At 69.2% G+C, this 20,450-nt stretch carries 19 protein-coding genes and 1 pseudogene; 8 read left to right on the forward strand and 12 right to left on the reverse strand.

Annotation, left to right across the window (positions count from 1 at the left end):
* The first annotated feature begins 446 nt into the window (after nt 1–446).
* The 3 genes from ACSRUE_RS05485 (at nt 447) to ACSRUE_RS05495 (ending at nt 4,122) form a co-directional block, all read left to right on the forward strand.
* Complete coding sequence (locus tag ACSRUE_RS05485) at nt 447–2,777, forward strand: nitric-oxide reductase large subunit (protein ID WP_441290093.1); 2,331 nt, start codon at nt 447–449, stop codon at nt 2,775–2,777.
* Complete coding sequence (locus tag ACSRUE_RS05490) at nt 2,774–3,085, forward strand: hypothetical protein (RefSeq protein ID WP_441290094.1); 312 nt, start codon at nt 2,774–2,776, stop codon at nt 3,083–3,085. The genes ACSRUE_RS05485 and ACSRUE_RS05490 overlap by 4 nt, the downstream gene beginning before the upstream one ends.
* Before the next feature lie 71 nt (nt 3,086–3,156).
* Complete coding sequence (locus ACSRUE_RS05495; protein WP_441290095.1) at nt 3,157–4,122, forward strand: universal stress protein; 966 nt, start codon at nt 3,157–3,159, stop codon at nt 4,120–4,122.
* 140 nt (nt 4,123–4,262) lie between these two features.
* On the opposite strand, the gene ACSRUE_RS05500 is transcribed toward ACSRUE_RS05495, so the two are convergent.
* The 7 genes from ACSRUE_RS05500 to ACSRUE_RS05530 form a co-directional block, all read right to left on the reverse strand.
* The gene (locus ACSRUE_RS05500; RefSeq protein ID WP_437762980.1) at nt 4,263–4,616 is read right to left on the reverse strand and encodes a Na+/H+ antiporter subunit G; all 354 of its coding nucleotides are present in this window, start codon (nt 4,614–4,616) and stop codon (nt 4,263–4,265) included.
* A complete protein-coding gene (locus ACSRUE_RS05505) occupies nt 4,613–4,891 on the reverse strand; it encodes a K+/H+ antiporter subunit F (RefSeq protein WP_012241190.1) in 279 nt (92 codons plus the stop codon). The genes ACSRUE_RS05500 and ACSRUE_RS05505 overlap by 4 nt, the downstream gene beginning before the upstream one ends.
* Nucleotides 4,888–5,385: a Na+/H+ antiporter subunit E gene (locus ACSRUE_RS05510; RefSeq protein WP_441290096.1), complete on the reverse strand. Its 498-nt coding sequence runs from the start codon at nt 5,383–5,385 to the stop codon at nt 4,888–4,890. The genes ACSRUE_RS05505 and ACSRUE_RS05510 overlap by 4 nt, the downstream gene beginning before the upstream one ends.
* Nucleotides 5,382–7,040 (reverse strand): monovalent cation/H+ antiporter subunit D, encoded by a 1,659-nt coding sequence (locus ACSRUE_RS05515; RefSeq protein ID WP_441290097.1) that lies wholly within the window; start codon nt 7,038–7,040, stop codon nt 5,382–5,384. Before ACSRUE_RS05515 ends, ACSRUE_RS05510 begins: the two co-directional genes overlap by 4 nt.
* The gene (locus ACSRUE_RS05520; protein ID WP_012241187.1) at nt 7,037–7,381 is read right to left on the reverse strand and encodes a Na+/H+ antiporter subunit C; all 345 of its coding nucleotides are present in this window, start codon (nt 7,379–7,381) and stop codon (nt 7,037–7,039) included. The genes ACSRUE_RS05515 and ACSRUE_RS05520 overlap by 4 nt, the downstream gene beginning before the upstream one ends.
* A complete protein-coding gene (locus tag ACSRUE_RS05525; protein WP_441290098.1) occupies nt 7,382–10,297 on the reverse strand; it encodes a monovalent cation/H+ antiporter subunit A in 2,916 nt (971 codons plus the stop codon).
* A gap of 87 nt (nt 10,298–10,384) precedes the next feature.
* A complete protein-coding gene (locus ACSRUE_RS05530) occupies nt 10,385–11,104 on the reverse strand; it encodes a DUF998 domain-containing protein (protein WP_437762984.1) in 720 nt (239 codons plus the stop codon).
* Between the two features lie 126 nt (nt 11,105–11,230).
* On the opposite strand from ACSRUE_RS05530, the gene ACSRUE_RS05535 reads away from it, so the two are divergent.
* Nucleotides 11,231–12,130, forward strand: a complete 900-nt coding sequence (locus ACSRUE_RS05535; RefSeq protein ID WP_437762985.1) for a LysR family transcriptional regulator — start codon at nt 11,231–11,233, stop codon at nt 12,128–12,130.
* Between the two features lie 80 nt (nt 12,131–12,210).
* Here ACSRUE_RS05535 and ACSRUE_RS05540 read toward each other — a convergent pair whose 3' ends face one another.
* Nucleotides 12,211–13,251, reverse strand: coding sequence for an SMP-30/gluconolactonase/LRE family protein (locus ACSRUE_RS05540; RefSeq protein WP_441290099.1), 1,041 nt, complete (start codon nt 13,249–13,251; stop codon nt 12,211–12,213).
* 335 nt (nt 13,252–13,586) lie between these two features.
* On the opposite strand from ACSRUE_RS05540, the pseudogene ACSRUE_RS05545 reads away from it, so the two are divergent.
* From ACSRUE_RS05545 to ACSRUE_RS05555, 3 genes and pseudogenes are all read left to right on the forward strand, one after another.
* Nucleotides 13,587–13,694 (forward strand): annotated as a pseudogene (locus ACSRUE_RS05545) (helix-turn-helix domain-containing protein); the annotation flags it as partial.
* Nucleotides 13,695–13,896: 202 nt separating this feature from the next.
* Entirely contained in the window at nt 13,897–14,502 is a 606-nt protein-coding gene (locus ACSRUE_RS05550) for a substrate binding domain-containing protein (protein ID WP_441290100.1), read from the forward strand.
* Nucleotides 14,503–14,685: 183 nt separating this feature from the next.
* Nucleotides 14,686–14,919, forward strand: a complete 234-nt coding sequence (locus ACSRUE_RS05555; protein ID WP_441290101.1) for a hypothetical protein — start codon at nt 14,686–14,688, stop codon at nt 14,917–14,919.
* A gap of 104 nt (nt 14,920–15,023) precedes the next feature.
* Here the strand turns inward: ACSRUE_RS05555 and ACSRUE_RS05560 are convergent, their stop codons facing one another.
* The 3 genes from ACSRUE_RS05560 to ACSRUE_RS05570 all read right to left on the reverse strand — a co-directional run bounded on the left by ACSRUE_RS05560 (nt 15,024) and on the right by ACSRUE_RS05570 (nt 18,785).
* Nucleotides 15,024–15,290, reverse strand: coding sequence for a hypothetical protein (locus ACSRUE_RS05560; RefSeq protein WP_441290102.1), 267 nt, complete (start codon nt 15,288–15,290; stop codon nt 15,024–15,026).
* 227 nt (nt 15,291–15,517) lie between these two features.
* On the reverse strand, nt 15,518–17,773 hold the full coding sequence (locus ACSRUE_RS05565) for a hypothetical protein (protein ID WP_441290103.1): 2,256 nt from the start codon (nt 17,771–17,773) through the stop codon (nt 15,518–15,520).
* 151 nt (nt 17,774–17,924) lie between these two features.
* On the reverse strand, nt 17,925–18,785 hold the full coding sequence (locus ACSRUE_RS05570; RefSeq protein WP_441290104.1) for an aldo/keto reductase family oxidoreductase: 861 nt from the start codon (nt 18,783–18,785) through the stop codon (nt 17,925–17,927).
* Nucleotides 18,786–18,861: 76 nt separating this feature from the next.
* Here ACSRUE_RS05570 and ACSRUE_RS05575 point away from each other — a divergent pair, with 76 nt between their 5' ends.
* Nucleotides 18,862–19,764 (forward strand): LysR substrate-binding domain-containing protein, encoded by a 903-nt coding sequence (locus ACSRUE_RS05575; protein ID WP_437762992.1) that lies wholly within the window; start codon nt 18,862–18,864, stop codon nt 19,762–19,764.
* Between the two features lie 137 nt (nt 19,765–19,901).
* Here the strand turns inward: ACSRUE_RS05575 and ACSRUE_RS05580 are convergent, their stop codons facing one another.
* Entirely contained in the window at nt 19,902–20,339 is a 438-nt protein-coding gene (locus ACSRUE_RS05580; protein WP_441290105.1) for a hypothetical protein, read from the reverse strand.
* Nucleotides 20,340–20,450: the final 111 nt, after the last annotated feature.

Genomic DNA, 20,450 nt, shown 5'->3' on the forward strand with positions numbered 1-20,450 from the left:
AGAAACGCCGAGAGGAGCAGGCAGGGAGAGTACTTCATGGTGCGACAAGCATACCGTGCCCCGGCCGACAGGGGCACGCGGGTTCGCGGGGCTCGCGCCGGGGCGCGAGCGTCGTGCGAGGCGGGTGCGAGGCGGGTGCGAGGCGGGTGCGAGGCAGGTCGCTGAGGAGGGCGGTGTTCCCGCGCCGGCCAGAGGGCGGGAGGCCACATGATGGGCTGGAATATCCGATAGATGCGCTTCGAGCGCGCTTCTCGTCGTGTCCCGACGCCGAACGCCGCCCGACCGCCAGGACGAGCTCGCCGTCAGCGGCCAGGAGGAATCCGCGGAAAGACCCCCGCTTCCTCGTCCAGGTCATCGTACCCGGCACGAACGCCGCGCAACGCAGCCTCCTCGGTCGTCATCTCGGAGAACGGGTGGGCCCTCCTCGGCTTGCTCCCGGCATTCCCATGACGCGCTCCTCCGAACGGCGAAACCTCCTCATCTCGCGCGGCTGGGTCCAGGCGACGGCCCTCGTTTTCCTGTTCGGGTTCTTCGTGCTCGGCCTGCTCGCCTACCGCACCTACGCGGCACAGCCACCCATCCCCGCCCGGGTGGTCGACCCTGCAGGGCGCGTTCTGTTCACGGGCGACGACGTGCTCACGGGTCAGGAGCTGTTCCTGCGCAACGGGCTCATGGAATACGGATCCGTCTTCGGCCACGGCGCCTACCTCGGCCCGGATTTCACCGCCGATTACCTCCGCCGGGCCGCCTCCCACGCCGCCTCTCGCCACGGCGGCGTGGACTCGGCGGAGGCGCTCGCGCGCACCGCCGGCGATTTTCGTCAAAACCGCTATGATCCCGCGACAGGAACGCTGGTCTTCACCGACGCCCAGGCAGAGGCCTTTGAGCTGCTGAAGGATCACTATCGCCGCTTCTTCGCCCAGCCCAGCGGCGAGCACGGCCTGCGCTCCGGCCTCTTCTCCGACGCGCGCGAGCTCTCGCAGCTCACCTCGTTCTTCGCCTGGACGGCCTGGACCGCCTCGACGGAGCGCCCCGGAGAGGCCTACTCGTACACCAACAACTGGCCTCCAGAGCCGCTCGTCCGGAACCAGCCCACGGGCGAGCTGGTGGTGTGGAGCGTGCTCTCGCTCATCGCGCTCCTCGGCGGGACCGGCTTGCTCTTCGCGGCCTTCGGGCGATGGCGCTTCCTCGGTTGGCACGGGCGGGAAGGGCACCGGCTCAGCTTCCGCCAGCCGGGCGAGGTCGCCCTGACCCCAGCCCAGCGCGCGACGGCGTGGTTCTTCCTGGTCATGGCGCTGCTGTTCACCCTCCAGTCCGTCCTCGGAGGCGCCACGCAGCATTATCGCGCCGAGCTGTCCAACTTCTTCGGGTTCAACCTGGCCGGGGCCTTCCCCTTCAACCTGGTGCGCACCTGGCACCTGCAGCTCGCCATCTTCTGGGTCACGGTCTCCTATCTCGGCGCGGGCATCTTCATCGCGCCCATGATCAGCGGGCGCGAGCCGAGAGGCCAGAGCTGGCTCGCCTATGGCCTGCTCGGGGCGCTCGTCATCGTCGTCGCGGGCAGCCTCCTCGGCGAGCTCCTCGCCATCCACGGCGCCTCGGACAGCATCTGGTTCGCGCTCGAAGGGTTCGAGTACCTCGATCTGGGCCGCTTCTGGCAGGTGCTCCTGACGCTCGGCCTGTTCGCCTGGGTGGCGCTGCTCTTCCGCGTGCTCCGGGGTCGGCTCGCCGTCGAGCACCGGGGCAACATGCCCTGGCTCTTCTTCTTCGCCGCGCTGGCCATCCCTGCCTTCTACGCCGTAGGCCTCCTCGCGCACCCGCGCGCGAACTTCACGAGCACCGACTTCTGGCGCTTCTGGGTGGTGCACCTCTGGGTCGAGGACTTCCTCGAGCTGTTCACCACGCTCATGGTGGCCTATCTCTTCGTCCTGCTCGGGGTGGTGGCCGAGGCGATCGCGCTGCGGCTCATCTACCTGGAGGTCATCCTCTATTCGGCGGGCGGGGTGATCGGCACCATGCACCATCTGTACTTCTCCGGCACGCCCGTGGAGCACATGGCGCTCGGCGCCTTCTTCTCGGCCGCGGAGGTGATCCCGTTGACCTTCCTCACGGTGGAGGCGTGGACCTTCCTCCGCCTGGGCATCGTGCAAGGAGGACAGTCGACGAAGCCCTTCCCGCATCGCTGGGCGATCATGTTCCTGGTGGCCGTGGGGTTCTGGAACTTCCTGGGGGCCGGGATCTTCGGGTTCCTGATCAACTTGCCGATCGTGTCCTATTACGAGATCGGCACCGCGCTGACCGCCAACCACGGGCACGCCTCGATGATGGGCGTCTATGGCATGCTGGCCGCCGGGCTCGCGCTCTTCGCGCTGCGCTACCTGATGCCCGCCGCGCAGTGGTCCGACAGGGCGGCCAAGATCAGCTTCTGGTCGCTGAACGTCGGGCTCGCGTGGATGGTCTTCGCCACGCTGTTCCCGCTCGGGCTCCTGCAGCTCCACCACGCGGTGAGCTACGGGTATTTCGAGGCTCGAGAGCTCCAGTACCTGACGAACCCCACGAACCGCCTCGTGGAGTGGATGCGCCTGCCGGGCGATGTGCTCTTCATCGTCGGCGGCACCCTGCCGCTCCTCCTCCTCGCCTACCGCGGCGTCCGCCACCGCGTTCCGCAGCTCGCGGGGCCGGAAGCCCGCGACAGCCTCTTCACCGAGATCGAGGCGCCGCCGGACAGCGCCGGGAGGGCAGCGCCCTCGGGCGCGGGGCAGGGCGAGCTCCCGTGAGCGTCGCGCCGGAGGCGCTGCTCGGCGCCGGATATGCGGTGTTTCTCCTGGGGATCGCCGCCGGGATCCGGGCGTTCGGAGGCGCCAGGGGCGAGCCCGCGCCCGGGTGGCCGCACGACGACGCGCGCCGCTTTCACCTCGGCCTTTCGCTCGTGGTCCTGCTCGCGGGCGATTGCATCGTCGGGGCGGTCGCGCTACGGAACCAAGGTCTCGCGGATCTCGGGATCCTTGGCCTCGCCGCGGCGCTCGTGACGAGGGCGCTCGCCAGGGGCCTGGCCGCGTTCTCCCGAGGCGGTCGTCGCGCCTAGATCGGCTGCTCCAGGCACGGTGGAGGGCGTTCTCCGAGAAGAGACCTGCTTCATAGAGAGGAGGCCACACAGTGACCGAGAGTCTGAAGAAGCCGGGGGCAGGCGAAGGGCAGCCCGAGCTGGACGAGGGCGAGCGCTTCCATTCGCTGCTCGTCCCCGTCGATCTGACCGCCATTTCGGACCGCGTCCTCGGCCGAGTTGCACTCCTGCCTCTGGCCGATGGAGCTCGCGTCACGCTGCTTCACGTCGTTCCCGGCAACCTCCCCGCCAGGGCCCAGGACCGCGCCGAGCGCGACGCGAGAAAATCACTCGTGAACGAGGCGCGGCATCTCGCAAAGATGCTGCCCCAGGGCGTCGACGTCGAACCGGTGGTGAAGGTCGGCAGCGCGGCCGCGGAGATCGCAGGCTGCGCGACCTCGACGAGCGCCGAGCTCATCGTCATGGGCCGCGGCGGCAGCCGCGCGCTCCGGGACACCTTCCTCGGCTCGACCGCGGAGCGTGTCATCCGCCGCGGGCAGCTCCCGGTCCTGGCGGTTCGGCTGGCTCCTCGCGCGGCGTACAGCCGGCCCGCGGTCGCCCTCGATCTCGAGCCAGGATCCACAGATGTGCTCGCGCTGATGCTCCGGTTGATTCCGACCCCGCGGCCGCGTGTCATGGTGATCCATGCGTTCGACACCCCTTATCGCGGATCCATCTATCGCAGCCTCTCGGAGGAGGACGCAGAGGCATGGAGCAGCGGGCTCGAGCAAGCAGCGACACAGCAGCTCGTGAAGCTGCTCGCCACCTCGCTGGCGCAGGCGAAGGTGCGGCCGGCAGAGGGGCCGCCCTGGAAGATGCATGTTCGATGCGGCTCCGCGCGGCGCGTGATCGAGAAGGCGGTCAAGAAGGCAGAGAGCGACCTCCTGGTGCTCGGCACCCACGGCTATTCCGGGGTCGCTCACGCCTTCCTCGGAACGGTCGCCGGAGACGTGCTGCGTGAGGTCGCCAGCGACGTGCTGATCGTGCCTGCTCGGCCACGCGCCGAGGCGCCCGAATGAGGCGGCATCCTGCCGTTCGTTCTGGGCCCCGCCGCGGCCGCCCGCCCGCTGCCGATTCGTTGGATGAGCATCAGACTCGACGTATCTGACGACCCTGGCCTACGTTCGCGCATGAGCCGCTCCCCGGCCTCGAACCGCCCTCAGGAGTCGCGGTGTGGAGTGAGCGGAGGCGGAGCGTCGGCTGCTCCCGCGGCGCGGCGGCGGAACAGCGCCACACGTGCCAAGAGCAGCGTGGTCACGGGGACCGTGATGGAGAGCATGACGATGATGAGCCACGGGTACAGCACGGGCCGGGACTCGATCATCGAGGAGTGGAGGATGCCTGCCAGCGTCACGCACCAGCTGCCGAAGGTGTACGCCAGCGCAGGGGGGTGCATGCGCAGGAAGAAGTCTGGCAGGCGCAGGAACCCGAACGCGGAGATGACCACGAACAGGCCGCTCAGCACGAGCAGCGCAGCGACCGCCGCCTCGCCCCAGAGGGGAAGCTGGTTCATTCAATCACCTCCCCGCGCAGGATGAACTTCGCCATCGCGGACGAGCTCACGAAGCTGAACAGCGCGATCAGCAACGCGGCGTCGAAGTACGTGTCGCTCCGGTGACGAATACCGAGCACCAGCATGACCAGCATCGCGTGGAAGTAGAGCAAGTCGAGCGCGAACACGCGATCCTGTGCCCGCGGCCCGCGGATCAACCGGATGACCACCAGGACCGACGCGACGGCGTAGCAGCCGAGCGCGAAGGCAATTGCGCCAGACAGAAGTGCGCTCATTCGAAGATCTCCCTGAGAGGCTCCTCGTAGCGAGCCTTGAAGCGGGCGACGAAGGCGCCTTCATCACCGACGTTCCACACGTGCAGCAAGAGCGCGCGGCGATCGAGCGCGAGCTCCGACCACACGGTGCCCGGAACCACGGTCGTCACCATGGATAACGCGGCCAGCCCGACGGGGTCACGCAGCTCGAGGGGCACGATCACGAACCCCGACCGCGGTCGCCGCCATTGCCATGTGACCACGCCCCAGGCGACCTCGAAATTCGAAATCAAAACGTCGTAGCCGACCCTCAGGATGAAGCGCACGACGACCAGCGGTCGCCGCGCCCGGACATTCGTCAGTCGCAGGGTCGAGGTAACGAGCGGCACCGCCAGCGCGAGCCCTAGCCCGAGGACGATCTGGCCCGCGCTCGTGGAGCGCGCGAGCGCCAGCCACAGCGCGAACAGAGCGGCGGACAGCAGCGGAGCGGGTACGATCTTCTTGAGGAAGGTCACGGCGCCCCCTCCTCTTCGATCACCGAACGCGTCGGTCCCGGGCGAGGCCTCGCCGACAAGACGGCCTCGATGTACGCCTGCGGCGAGTGCAGTCCCGCGGCTGTCGCGCTCGTGGTGCGCAGGACCGGCTCAGCGTACAGCGTGAGCAAGATGCAGCAGAGAAGGAGGCCGAGGACGGAGGCGGCCTCGACGACCTTCAAGCGGGGCGGAAGCCGCCCGCCCGTCAACCAGAAGTGTCGAATGCCCGCCCTCGCGAGGGAGATGGTGGCCGCGAGCCCCGAGAGGAGCAGCAGCCCGAAGAGGACCCACGCGGCGGACGAGACGGGGGCGCTGGTGCTCGCGTGGCCGTCCCCTCGGGGCGACAGGAGGGCGGTCAGCAACGAGATCTTCGCGACGAAACCCGAGAGCGGCGGCAGCCCTGCGACGAGCAGCGCGCAGACCATGAACGCCAGGCCGAGCAACGCGATGGACACCGGAAACGCCTGGCCGACCAGCGGCGCCTCCTCTTCATCGAGGTTGGTGTCCTCGCCCGGCTCCACGTCGAGGTCCGGCACCCGCCGCTGTCCGTCGGAGCCGATGCGCTCCACCAGCTCGACGAGGAGAAAGAGGGCGCTCACCGCCAGCGTGGCGCTCAGCATGTAGAACAGCGCCGCCGACGTCACCGCGGGGGTCCCCGTGCCGAGCGCCGCGAGGAGCGTCCCCGACGACACGATCACCGAGAAGCCCGCGATGCGCCCGAGGGACGTGGACGCCATGAGGCCGATCGCGCCGAAGGCGATGGTCGCGAGCCCTGCGTAGAGCAGGACTGTCGCCCCGAACTGCGCTGAAGCGCCCGCGGAGAAGAACAGCGTCCACGAGCGCACGAGCGCGTAGATGCCCACCTTGGTCATCAGCGCGAAGAGCGCCGCGACAGGCGCGCTCGTGGCCGTGTAGGCCGGCACCAGCCAGGAGTTGAGGGGCCAAATCGCCGCCTTGATGAGGAACGCCACGGCGAGGACCGCCGCGCCTGCGTGCAAGAGCCCGCGATCGCGCGCCGGGACGAGCGCGAGCTTCTCGGCGATGTCGGCCATGGAGAGCGTGCCCATGACGCCGTAGAGCACGGCGAGGCCGACGAGGAAGAGCGACGACGCGAGCAGGTTCACCGCGATGTAGTGGAGCCCCGAGCGCACCCGCGGCCACCCCGACCCATGAAGATGCAGGCCATACGACGCCGCGAGCATCACCTCGAAGAACACGAAGAGGTTGAAGAGGTCCCCCGTGAGAAAGGCGCCGTTGAGCCCCATCAATTGAATCTGGAAGAGCGCATGGAAGTACGCGCCCGCGCGACCCCACGCGGCCTCGGCGTACAGGGCAGCGCAGAGGCTCACCACGCCGACCAGCACCAGCATGAGCGCCGAGAGCCGGTCCGCGACGAGCACGATCCCGAAGGGCGCCTCCCAGTTCGACATGAGATACACACCAGCCGCGCCGGACGAACCGCCGGCGTCGGCGCCGCGCAGGATCTCCAGCGCCACGAGGAGGCCAGCCAAGGCCGCGCTGATGTTGACGATCGACTTGGCGCGCTTGCGCTTCTCACCGAGCAGAAGCAGCAGGGCCGCCGTCATCAGCGGCAGCACGACGGGCGCGACGATGAGGTGCGGGAAGCGCTCGGTCATGGCTCCTCCCTCGTTCCATCCACGTGGTCGGTGCCGCTGAGGCCGCGCGAAGCGAGGAGCACGACGAGGAAGAGCGCCGTGGTCGCGAAGCCGATCACGATGGCCGTGAGCACGAGGGACTGCGGCATCGGATCCGTGTAGTGCTGAAGATCGGCGGGCGCTCCAGGTCGCACGATCGGCGGCTTGTCGATGAAGATGCTCCCCATGCTGAAGATGAAGAGGTTCACCGCGTACGAGAGCAACGTGAGCCCCATGATCACCTGGAAGGTTCGCGGACGCAGCACGAGCCAGACCCCGGCTCCGCCGAGCACACCGATGACGAGCGCGAGCAGGGCTTCCATCTAGCTCGTGCCCTTGCTCGTCAACGACGCTGGACTCTGCGTTGATCGCCGGTGCGCGCGCAGCGACTGGTGAGCGAGCGCCGTGAGGGTGAGGAGCGTCGCTCCCACGACGACCGCGAACACGCCGAGGTCGAAGAAGGTGGCGCTCGGCAGGTGCACCTCGCCGACCAGCGGCAGCCTGACATGCGCCGTGTGCGTCGTGAGGAAGGGATAGCCGACGGCGAGCGCGCCGAGGCCCGTGGTCGCCCCGAGCAGCAGTCCAGCGGCGATCCAGCGCGCCGGACGGAGGCGCGCGCGCGCTTCCAGCCAGAGCGCCCCCGAGACCATGTACTGCATGAGCATCGCGATCGCGACGACGAGGCCGGCCACGAAGCCGCCGCCTGGCTCGTTGTGCCCCCGAAGAAGGAAGTGCGCCGCGACGAGGACGGAGACCGGCAGGAGCGCGCGCGCGATGACCGCCGGCACCATCATGTATCCGCGCTCGGCGTCCTCGGCCGTGCGCGGCTTCATGAGGTCGGTGACGATATCGGCCGGCAAAGCTCTCTGTTGCTGGGGCTGCTCGATGCTCTCCGGCGGCGGCCGAAAGCGGCGCAGGAGGGCGTAGACCGTGAGCGCGACCGCGCCGAGGACCGTGATCTCGCCGAGCGTGTCGAAGGCACGAAAGTCGACGAGCATGACGTTGACGACGTTGGCGCCTCCTCCCTCCGGCAGCGCGCGGCTGAGGAAGAACGGTGAGATGCTGTGCGGCGCCGGCCGGGTCAGCATGGCATAGGAGAGCGCGGCGAGACCGCTGCCGGCGCCGATCGCGAGCAGCAGATCGCGCGCGCGTCGCGCCCTGTCGCGGGCCGTGACACGCCTCGAAATTCCTTCGATGCGCATCGGCAACCAGCGCAGCCCGAGCAGGAACAGGATGGTGGTGACGACCTCCACGACGATCTGCGTGAGGGCAAGGTCGGGCGCCGAGAACCACATGAACGTCAGGCAGGTGACGAGGCCTGCGCCGCCCATCAAGGTGATCGCGATCAGCCTGTGGAACTTTGCCATCACGGCAGCGCCGACCGCGCAGACCGCGCCGATGCCCCACAAGATCACGAACGCAGGCGACGCGGGGAGCCTGTCCCGGTCGCCCCACTCCAGCGGGACGCCATGCGCCGCGAGGAGCGCGAGGAGGAGCGCAACCGCGATGATCGCGAACATCTGCGTCTGAAGTCGTCGAGTTCCGACGAGCCGGAGCGCCCTCCGCGAGAGGCGCGTGAGCCCGAACAGCGCGCCCTCGAACAGCCGCCTTCCGTTGAGCCGCTCGACGAAGGGCGCGTCCTGGAGCCGCCCCTGCTCCTGATGCTTGCGCAGCCAGAGGTACCCGACGACGCCGCCCGAGATGGCGACGAGGCTCATGACGAAAGGCGGGTTGAAGCCGTGCCAGATGGCGAGGCTGTAGTCCGGGAGCGTCCCGCCGACCACGGGGCGGGCAGCCGCCGCGAGCGACGCCCCGATGGAGAGCGTCGGCGCGACACCGACGATGAGGCAGCTGAGCACCAGGAGCTCGATCGGTGTCCGCATCCACCGCGGGGCTTCCTCCGGCTGGCGAGGGAGATCGGTCGACGGCGGGCCGAAGAAGATGTCGTAGCCAAAACGCAGCGAGTACACGACCGCGAAGATCGCCGCGAGCGTCGCCAGCACCGGGAGCCCCACTTCCACCGAGGGGTGCGCGGACAAGAACATCGTCTCGGCGAAGAACATCTCCTTCGACAAAAAGCCGTTGAGCAGCGGCACGCCGGCCATCGCGCCGCTCGCCACGAGCGCCAGCGCGCCGGTGCGGGGCATGGAACGAATCAGGCCGTTCAAGCGACGGATGTCGCGCGTCCCGGTCTCGTGGTCGACGACGCCCGCGGCCATGAACAGCGAGGCCTTGAACGTCGCGTGGTTCATGATGTGGAACACGCCCGCGACCGCGGCGAGCGCGCTGTTGAGCCCGAAGAGGAGCGTGATGAGGCCGAGGTGGCTGACGGTCGAGTAGGCGAGCACGCGCTTCAGATCGTTCTGGAACATCGCGATGTACGCGCCGAGCAGGAGCGTCGTCATGCCCGCGCCGCTGACGATCCAGAACCACAGCTCGGTCCCCGACAGCGCCGGCCAGAGCCGCGCGAGCAGGAATACGCCCGCCTTCACCATGGTCGCCGAGTGCAGGTAGGCGGACACCGGCGTCGGCGCCGCCATCGCCCGCGGCAGCCAGAAGTGAAACGGGAATTGGGCGCTCTTGGTGAGCGCGCCAAGCAAGATGAGGACGAGCGCGACCGGGTAAAGCGGGTGTGCGCGCACGCGGCCGCCCGAGGCGAGGACCACATCGAGCTCGTAGCTGCCGACGATGTGGCCGAGGATGATCATGCCTCCGAGGAGCGCGAGCCCGCCCGCGCCGGTCACGATGAGCGCCATGCGCGCGCCCCGCTGCGCGTCCACCCGGTGATGCCAGTAGCCGATGAGCAGGAACGAAACGAGGCTCGTGAGCTCCCAGAAGGCGACGAGCTGAACGAGGTTGCCCGAGACCACGACGCCCAGCATCGCGCCCATGAACGCGAGGAAGAGCGCGTACAGGCGCGCCACCGGATCCTCGGGGGACATGTAGTAGCGCGCGTACAGACAGACGAGGGCGCCGATGACGGTGATGAGCACGGCGAACATCCACGCGAACCCGTCGATCCGAAGGACCAGATCGAGACCGAGCGAAGGCACCCACGAGATCGTCTCGCGAATCACGCCCCCGTCACGCACCCGCGGGAACAGGCTGATGACCCAGGCCGCCGCGCCGGCCGACACGAGCCCTGCGCAAGCCGCAAGCTCGGACCGTGCCCGCGTCGGCAGGACCGCGGTGAGTACGCTTCCGAGAAACGGCAAGAGGAGCAGGGCGACCACAGGCATGGCGCGCGAGTGTACTTGCCGACCGCGCCGGTTTCAGCCAAAAGGTGGGAGGGGTCGCGGCGTTCGCGGCCTGCGCGACGACGTCGGTCAGGTAGAGCTCGCCCTGCGCGGCGCCGCTGCCCGCGCGTTCGCCGCGCTCGAAGGAAGAGGTCGCGAAGCTGCATGAGCGGTCCTGCGATTCCAGATCGACGTCCCCGCACAGAGGAAGCCGACCAGGATGGGATAGACGGCGCAGCGCTCGACGAGGCCGATGAGGACGTTGGCCCCCGAGCTGGCGACCGCGAGGAAGGCCACCATCGAGGCGAGCCCGAACACGCCGAGGACGACCATGGCCCTCCCGGCCCTCGGAGTGACTCCGATCTGTCGGCGCTGGCGTCCAAGAAAGATCGCGAGCACGTTGCCTCCGACGATGGACGCGAAGGCGCCCAGGCCGTGATAGTCGACCGCGCCGTCGGGCGGCTCTCCGGAGCCGGGGTTGAGCGCCAGCAAGACGCCGCCAAGCGCCACGAGCGCTCCCAGGATGAGCGCTGCCCAGCGGCGCCAGCTTCGCAGACCCTCGAGCGCGGCGACACCGATGAAGAACAGGATCCCGAAGAGGAAGAACCCGGTGTTCATGACCCACGCGAGCGGCGAGTTCATGAACTGGCCAAGAGCCTCGAGGGGGCCACGGACCCCCAGGTTGCTGATGTAGTGATGCGTGTAGCTGTAGGGAGGGTCCGTCCATGCCGCGGCGGCGATGAGCTCGGCGAGGAAGAAGATCACCGCCCCGGCGACGAGCGCCGCGCCGGCGGGGCGACGTTGCATCATCGGGTTCGCCTCGGGGTGAGCCGCCGGGCCTCTCTCGTGTCGCCTCATGTCGAACAGCCTGCACCGTCGCGTTCGAGACCACCATGACATTGATCGCAACGGTTTCAGACCTGATAGATCTGAAACATGGAGCTGCGTCACCTGCGGTACTTCATCGCCGTCGCGGAAGCGGAGCACTTCGGGAGGGCGGCCGAGCAGCTTCACGTCTCGCAGTCGCCCTTGAGCCGGCAAATCGCTCAGCTCGAAGCGGAGATCGGCGTCGAGCTCTTCGTGCCCTCGGGACGCGGGGTGAAGCTGTCCGCCGCCGGCCGGAGCTTCCTCGAAGGTGCGCGCGCGACCCTGGCTCGCGCCGCGCTCGCGGTCGAGGACGCCCGCGCGACGGCGCGAGGCCGTATCGGGAGGGTCGTGGTCGGATTCGACGGCGCCCTGGCGGACACCCTCCTTCTGCCGGGGATCGTGCAGGCGTTCCGCGCGCGTCATCCGCGGGTCGAGGTGCGCCTTCGGCCGCTGCCGAGCGAGGAGCAGGTCGCCGCGCTGCGCGATGGCAAGATCTCGGTCGGGTACGGCTATCATTCGCCGGACGACAACCCGCTCTACCGCTTCCGCGTGCTGTATCGCGAGCGCGTCGGCGTCGTGATGTCGAAGAGCCATCGCCTCGCTGCACGGCGCACGCTGAGGGTCGCGGACCTGAAGCAGGAGCGCTTCCTCTGGCCTCCGCGCAAGGAGGGCCCGCGCCTCCAGGACGACATCATCGCCGCCTTCCGAGCGCACGGTCAACCGCTCGAGCTGGCCCACGAGGAGGCCAGCAGCGATGTGATCCTCATGCTCGTGGCGAGCGGCGAAGGTCTCAGCTTGTTTCCCGAGAGCGCCGCGCCGACGCTCCTTGCCGGGGTGGTGTTCAAGCGGGTTCGGGACCTCGATGTTGTCATCCTTGGCCGCGCGGTGTGGCGCGCCATGGACGATAACGACCCGCTCGTGCGGTCGCTCCTCGAGATCACGAATTCGGTGCATGGATCCTGCGCATAGGGGGCCGTGGAACGTTCGCCCGGGTCAAGCTCCGCGGGGACGGCGCCTGGCGAGCCGTCTTCGGCCCAGGCTCGCGACGATCACGGGAGCGGGCCGTAGGAGAGCAGGCCCACCTTCGGGGTCTTCATCGACAGCAGCGTGATGAGCCCGAAGTTGGTGAGGAGGGCGTGCTTTTCCGAGCCCAACGTCGCGAGCGCGACGCTCGCAGGCCCATCGAGCAAGCCGCCCCTGGCGAGCACGGCCGCTTTGCCGTCTGTCCCGACCCGGACGAGCGCGTTGCCCCCGTTGCCGGCGACAAGGATGCTCCCGTCGGCGTCCACGGTGATGCCGTCGGCGCCCTGGAGCGGCAGGCATGTCGCCGGATCCGAGGTGGAGAACTCGACCGCGACGTCCGGTGTCCCGTCGGCCTTGATCGGGATCTTGATGAGCGCCGCCTTGTCCGTATTGGCCACGTAGAAGGCGCTGCGCGAGAGCGCGAGGCCGTTGGCGCCAAACGGGATGCCGAGGACCGTCTTGCAGGGGTTCGTCGCGGCGATGTCCCCCTTCAGCAAAGGGTCGGTGAGCCAGTTGGTCACCGTCTTGCCGTCGGGGCTTATCTTGAAGATCGCGCCCAGGGCCGAGTCCGTGACGAAGAGGTTGCCATCCTCGTCGAAGACGAGCCCATTGGGCAGGTTCATGGCCGCGTCGGCGGCGAAGGCCGTGGTCACCGGACCGCCCGCCGCCGGGATCTTGTAGATGCCGGGCGCGTACGACGCCGGGTCGAGCGACGCGGCGGCCACGTAGAGATCGCCGGCAGCAGACTGGGTGATGCCGGTGACGAAGCCCGTGTTCGCGGGCGGCGCCGGCACGGTGGCGAAGGCAGACACCTTGTTGTCAGCGAGCGAGACGGCGACGATCTCCCCGGTCAGGGCATAGCCCATATACGCCGTCTTGCTGTCGGCGGTGACCCAGAGCCCCTCGGGGAGCTGAAACTTTGCTGCGTCGAGCTCGGCGTGGACATTGAGCTCCGGCGTCGAGACGCTGTCGCCGCTGCCGCTGCTCGTGGTGTTGTCTCCGCCGCACGCGACGAGAGATGCGCTGAGCCCCAGCGCCGTCAGGAGGATCGAGCGGGAGAGTGCCATGGTCGATTTCATGAGAGCTCCTTCGGTAAGGTGTATTTACTAACAGGGCGGCTGCCGCCCCTCGGTGAGACGTGAAGGACCGTGAAAGGTCGTGCCCGCGCGAACGAGCGAATGAGCGAACGAGCGTCCGCCCTCGCGCCGCGAGGTCTCGCCAGCGCCCGCGACAGGCGGCAGCGCCGCGCGCGCGCGCGCCGTCGATGGCGATGGCGATGGCGATGGCGATGGCGATGGCCTGAAGATGAAGCGGCCTTCGTCGTTGCGGTAGAGTCCTCCGCCGGTTAAACTGTTCTGCTCACAGGACAATGCTGACCACCTCCCTGGACGATCTCCTCTCGATGGCGATCTTTGCGCGCGTGGTGGAGCGCAAGTCCTTCACGGGCGCGGCGAGCGCGCTCGGGCTCTCGAAGTCGGTCGTCAGCGCGCGGCTCGCGGCGCTCGAGGAGCGGCTCGGCGTACGGCTGCTCCACCGCTCGACGCGGCGCCTCGCGCTCACCGAGGAGGGCGTGCGGCTCTACGAGAGCTGCGAGCGTATCCTCACAGCCGCCGACGAGGCCGCGTCCGCGATGCATGGCGTGAGCCGGGTCCCCGAGGGGCTCTTGCGCGTGTCGGCGCCCATCTCGTTCGGCGATACTGAAGATCGCTCCCTTGCTAGGCGACTTCGCGGCGCGCTTCCCGCAGGTCCGCCTCGAGCTCTCCCTCTCCGACAGCCTCGTGGATGTCGTCGGCGGGGGCTTCGACGTCGTGGTGCGTTTTGCGCGGCAGCTCGATGAGGCGCGTGTCGCGCGCAAGATCGGGTCTTACCGTCGTGGGGTCTATGCCTCGCCCGGCTACCTCGCGCGCCACGGCGCGCCGCAGGTGCCCGGCGATCTCGTCCGGCACAACTGCATCCGTCTCTCGGGGCAGTCGAGCGAGTGGGTCTTCGAGTCCGGCGCGGAGACGCTCGCCGTGCCGGTCAGGGGCAATCTGGTCGTGGACAATGTCGTCGTGCTCAGGCAAGCGCTCGTCGACGGGCTCGGCCTCGCGATGCTGCCGTACTTCGCCGTAGCAGCGGATCTGGCAGCCGGTCGGCTCCAGCCTGTGCTCTTGAGCCATGTCGGGCAAGAGATATCGATCTTCGTCGTCTTCCCTCACCACCTCCACCAGCCGGCCAAGGTCCGGGCGTTCGTGGAGCTCCTCGTCGAGCGCTTGGGGAACGAGGCAGGAGCAAGCGCCGCGCCGGGGAGAAGGAAATCCAAAGCAGCTCGGACATGACAAGCCCCGATTGCGCGATTGGCCCGCAGGCTGTGGAGTGACCGCGGCAACATGGTCATGTGCTGAAGCGCGCCTGCCCGTCGAGGCGGCGACCTCAGGCGCGATCCACCAGGCCGAACGGAGAGCGCCCCGCTCCGGCGGCCAGCCGTCGCCGCTGGTACGAGGCTTGCTTCGAAGATCAACATGAAAAAGCAGCAGAAGAATCAGCCGACACCGGCGACGAGCCAGCAGGAGCAGGCGGACCCGGCGGCGAAGAGAGAAACGAGGGAGTCCTCCCCGGAGAACGAGCTCGCCGGAGGCGCGGCCAAGGGGGCGCTCGTCGGAGGCCTCCTCGGAGGCGCCGGCGGCGCGGCCGTGGGCGGCGCGGCCGGCCTGATCGGCGGCGTGCTGGGCGAGGACGAGAAATCCGGCTGGTGACCGGCATCAGCCGCCCGGGTCGGTCGCCTGCGGCGACGCGCCCACCTTTTCGCCCCACCCCTTTTCGCCCCACCCCGGGCCGTCATCGATCGATGGAATGGCCGTCAATCGGAGATGGGGCACTGCTCGTAGCAGCGCCAGACCTCCGTGCTGCGGTCCGTGCCGCCGGCGAAAGACGCCTTGATCTCGTCGCAGGGCGCGTCGAGCACGCACGACGCCCGACACGCCTCGTGTTCGGAGCAGCCGGTGAGGTCGTCCTCGAGCTCGAGATCGTCGACCCCGCAGGCCTCGGCGTGCTCGACGGCATCCGCGCATGTCCCCGTTTTGCAGCCGGCCCCCAGGAGCGCGGTCGCAACGAAAATCGACGCCATGAGATAACTCTTTCGCATGGTCCAGCCCTGCAGCTCGCAACGTGTGGATGGAGGGGAGCCGGCCGGCCCATGCAGCGCGGCGCCCCGGAAGCGGCCCGCCGTTGTCGCCGGCCCCTTCGCCTTAGGAAGAACGTGACGGAGCCAGTCTGGGCACGGGCCGATGTCGATTGTTGAGTTCGCGTCTTGCTGGAATCCGGCGGAGGTTGAACCGGGCGCCGCACGCCGGCTCAGTAGCTCTCTGCGCACACGCCGTAACCGCACGGATGGACCATGAAGGCGCCGGCGACGGCGCTTCGCAAGCCCGGGAAGGTCGCGAGCGCCGCCCCCGTCTCGATGTCGTAGAGGACGCCGTCATAACGCGAGTAGAGCGCCGTCGCCGAGACCGGCTGGATCCCGTAGTTGTCGCGCACATCCGTGGAGTCGGTGCGGATGGGAATCCTCGGCAGCGGCGGCGCGTCGACCGGGTTGCCGAGCTCGTCGTAGATCGTGGAGGCCTGGTACGTCCAGGGGCTGCTCTGGGGGAAGCGGGTGTACGACTGGACGAGAACGTGGGTGTCGTCGAGCCAGCCGATCGCGCAGCCGGGCACCACGTTGACGAGCGCGCCATGCTCGTAGAGCTGCGTGAACCCGCAGCCTTCCGAGGGGGCGGAGTCCGTGACGACGACGTGGTGACCGTCGGGGGAGACGAGCGGCGCCGGCCGGTGCCCGGTGTCCTGGAAGAGCGGCGCGCTGCCCGCCCAGTCGCTCACGACGCGCTCCGTCCTGCTCGAGTCGACGTGGTAGGTGCGGCCGACCGTGCTGCCGTCGAAGGACATCGAGAAGTCTTGAATCACCTCCTCGCGCGAGAGCGAGGCGAGCTGCGCGCCGTCCGGCAGCGAGAAGAGACGGAGTGATGTGTCCGTGACCATCGGATCGAGCGCGGCGCGCGCCGCGAGCAGGCCGCCGTCCGCCGAGAGCAGCACCTTGTTGCTGTGGAACGGAACGACCGCCGAGGGCCCGGCGTCGAGCGCCGCCGTATCATAGACGAGCGTCTTCCCCGAACCCGTCGCGAGGGCCACGTGCCCCGAGGGCGCGCCTGCGACGGAGTGGAGCGCGCCGCAGCCGAGCAGCCCCGAGCCCTCCGGGTCGGTGAGGGTGCCTTTGTACGAGATCGCGCCGTACACGTTCGAGATCGCCAGGCGCAGGTCCTGGTCGATGTGGACGCGGGCGTTCGCGACCAGCGGCGGCACGTGTTCGCTCAGGGTCACCTCGGGGCCGTCGAGATCGATGATGTCGAGCCTCGACGCTTGCTTGTGGAGCAAGGCGAGCGCACGCTCGGTCGGCGCGAACGTGTAGCGATAGTCGGCTCGGTCAGGGTACTCGGCGACGGGGACGGCTCCGCCTCCGACGCGATAGACCATGAGCGGAGAGTCCGCTCTGTTGTCCGCGACCATCCAGAAATAGTCGCGCGTCCCCGCGAGTTGGTTGGTCGACGGCAGGTTGACGATGCCCTCCTGGATCCCCGCCTTCGAGTACACGCGCACCGTCGTGCCGACGGTGGTGAGAAATCGCTCGCCATCCTGGAACCAGGAGTGGAATTCGCCCGAGAGCTCGGGGGTGACCGTGGGAGGCGAGCCGTCAGCGGGGAGCACGGCGATGCTATTTTGCAGGGGAACTGGGGGCTGCGGTGCGATCCGGAGCGCGTCCGGCGCCGCGTGGACGTCGCCGTGGTGGCTCACCGCTGCGGACCAGCGCTCGACCCCCGCGGTGCTCCAGAGCGTGATCGTGCTGGTGGACTCGCGGCGCGTCCAGGCGTAGCTGCCGTCGCTCGCGAGCCCCGCCTGGTCGTACTCGGTGGTCACGGAGGCCAGGACGGAGCCGTCGATGGCGCTGCGCAGCTCGAAGGCGTGCTCGGGGTCCGTCTGGATCAGCACGATGTTGCCGCGGAGGGCCACGCCGCCCGGCAGCTCGAACGGCGGGATCCCGAGGTTCGGGCTGCCGGGGTCGAGGCCGCCCGGCGCGTGTCCGTCGGCGATCGCAGCGCTGGAGTCGGTATCCCAGAGCATCCAGCGATCGTAATCCCAGCTCAGCACGCGGCTTCCGGAGACGAAGAGCCGGGTGATGCCTTTCGGGTGACCGAGATCGAGAAAGGCCTCCGGAGGGCCGAACGAGGTGCCTGCAGTGCCGCACGGCCCGAAGGCGGCGCCGCCCCCTTCGCCGCCGCCCCCTTCGCCGCCGCCCCCTTCGCCGCCGGCGCCGCCGGTGCCTGATGTGGCGCTCTCGCCGCCCGAGCCCCCGGCACCCCCGTGGCCTCCAGAGCCGGAGGTGGAACTCTCGCCGCCGGAGCCTCCGTCGCCTCCGCCTCCGCCCCCGGAGCCGCCCTCCGCGCCGGTCGTCGTTCCAGGAGCAGCTCCGCCTCCGCCGAGATTTCCGCCCTCTGCGTCGGAGCAGCCGAGGAGAGCGACGAACGACACCGCGACAATCTGGGTGGATCTCGTGTACATGGCGCCTTCGATGCCGCCAATCCCCTGGCCATTCATCGCCAAAGCAGCGCCAGGGGGCGTCGCAGGGCTCGAGTCTGCACAATCGACGTTGTTGTGCGCCCCCCCTTTCTATCACCCGAGGTGAGCGGGACAACGTGACCTTGAGTGTGATCTAGATACGGTCGAGCGCCTCCATCGCGTCGTCGGACAGCTCGAGATCTGCCGCCGCGAGGTTCTCGCGCAGGTGCTCGACGCTCGACGTCCCGGGAATGAGAAGGATATTCGGCGAGCGCCGCAGGAGCCACGCGAGCGCGACCTGCATCGGCGTCGCGCCGAGCCGACGCGCGACGTCGGACAGCGTAGAGGACTGGAGCGGCGAGAAGCCGCCGAGCGGGAAGAACGGCACGTACGCGATGCCCGCCGCGGCGAGGCTGTCGATCAGCGCGTCGTCCTGCCGGTGCGCGAGGTTGTACAGGTTCTGCACGCACACGATCTCGGTCATCGCGCGCCCCTCTTCCACTTGCTTCGCGGTCACGTTGCTGAGACCGATGTGGCGGACCTTGCCCTCGCGCTGCAGCTTCATGAGCGCGGAGAGCGGCGCCTCGATCGAGCCTTCCGCGGGTCCCTGCGCGTCGAACAGGATGCGCAGGTTCACGACGTCGAGCGCGTCGACGCCGAGGTTCCGGAGGTTGTCGTGGACCGCGCTCGCGATGTCCTCGGCGGCGAACGCCGGCTCCCAGGAGCCCTGTGGGCCGCGTCTTGCGCCGACCTTCGTGACGATCACCAGATCCGTGGGATACGGGTGCAGCGCCTCGCGGATGATCTGATTCGTGACGTGCGGCCCGTACACGTCGCTCGTGTCGATGTGATCGACGCCGCGCCTCACCGCCTCGCGCAGCACGGCGAGCGCGGCATCGCGGTCTCTCGGCGGTCCGAACACGCCCGGCCCGGCGAGCTGCATGGCTCCGTACCCGAAGCGCTTCACCGTGCGACTGCCCATCTTGAACGTCCCGACCCTGGCTAGATTCGTCATGGCTGTCGACGGTAGGCGGCGACGGGGTGTATGATAAGAGCCTAGAATCAGCACGGCCCGTACGGAAAGGCGAACAATGGCAGTGGATCTCGACGACGTCCGGGTCTTCGCCGCGGTGGCGCGCGCCGGCGGCTTCCGCGAGGCGAGCCGCACGGGCCGCACGAGCGCGTCGAGCGCGAGCGAGGCGGTGCGCCGGCTGGAGGGCGAGCTCGGCGTCCGGCTGCTTCATCGGACGACCCGCAGCGTCGCGCCGACCGAGGCCGGCGCGCGTCTCCTCGAGCGGCTCGGCCCTGCGCTCGCCGAGATCGCGGCGGCGCTCGACGTCGTGAAGAGCTCGAGCGAAAAGCCAGCCGGCACGCTCCGGTTGAACGTCCCCGTCGTCGCCGCGCGGCTCGTGCTCCCACGGATCTTGCCGCCGTTCCTCGCCGCATATCCCGATATCCGCGTCGAGGTGACGGCGGACGACACGCTCGTCGACATCCTCGCCGCGGGCTGCGACGCAGGCATTCGTTACGAAGAGACGCTCGAGAAAGACATGATCGCGGTCCCGATCGGCCAGCGCGAGCAGCGCCTGGCGCTCGCGGCGTCGGGCGCCTACCTCGAGCGGCACGGGCGCCCGACCCATCCGCGCAAGCTCCTCGATCACGCGTGTCTGCGCGGCCGCTTCCCGAACGGCGCGCTGTGCCCGTGGGAATTCGAGCGCGACGGCGAGGTCGTGAAGGTCGACCCGACCGGCCCGCTCGTCGGCAGCCTCGGGAGCGCGACGGACCTCCTCGTGGACGCCGCGATCGCGGGCACCGGCCTCATCTACTGGTTCGAGGACTGGCTGCACCCGCACCTCGAGAGCGGCGCCTTGAAGCCGGTCCTGGAGCGCTGGTGGTCGCGTTTCTCGGGCCCCTTTCTCTATTATCCGAGCCGCCGCCACATGCCCGCCGCGCTTCGCGCGTTCGTGGACTTCCTCCGCGCGGGCAGCAAGTAGTCATGGAGACAGCATGAAAAAGAGGTAGTCGACGAACGACGTGGGCAAGACGTTTATTCTACAACGCGACGCGCGCCCCTACCGCTCCCACCCCTCGCGGCCGACCTCCAGGCGCTCCGAGCGCTGCCTTCCGCCGCTCAGCGCGGCGTGCTGCTCGCCGCCGGCACCGCGGTCCTCTGTCCAGAGCCCGAGCGCGCGCCGCCCTTGATGCGCGCCTCGGTCACGACCTCGTCCCACTGCGCGTCGTAACCGTCGAAGTGGACCCGATAGGAGCCGGGAGCGACGACGCCGGTGATGATGGCGGGCTTGTACGAGCCCTTCCACTCGACCTCGATGCGGTCGCCGACCTTCCGCGCAGCGCCCTCGCCCGAGGCGCGCTGCTCCTCGTCGCGCAGGCGCCGGGCGCTCCCCTCGTGCAGGCATTGCTCGCGGTGGCAGGCGAGGCCTGAAGCGCAGTCGTCGTCCGCGCGGCACGGAGACCCGAGCGGCGCCTTCTTTCCGCAGGCGGCGAGCGCCCCAGGCACGGCGGCCAGGATCACGAGCGCTCTCAGGAAGGTAACGGCTCGAACGCGCACGACACGGCATCCCAGCAGAGCGGCCGCGGCCCGACAACAGGGATCGCGCGCCGGCGACCGGCGCCCCCACCGCCCCCGGCACGCCACGCCCCGCCCCGCCACCGGGGCCGC

Source organism: Sorangium sp. KYC3313, from assembly GCF_052075895.1.
In the GTDB taxonomy this organism is placed as follows: domain Bacteria; phylum Myxococcota_A; class Polyangia; order Polyangiales; family Polyangiaceae; genus Sorangium; species Sorangium cellulosum_B.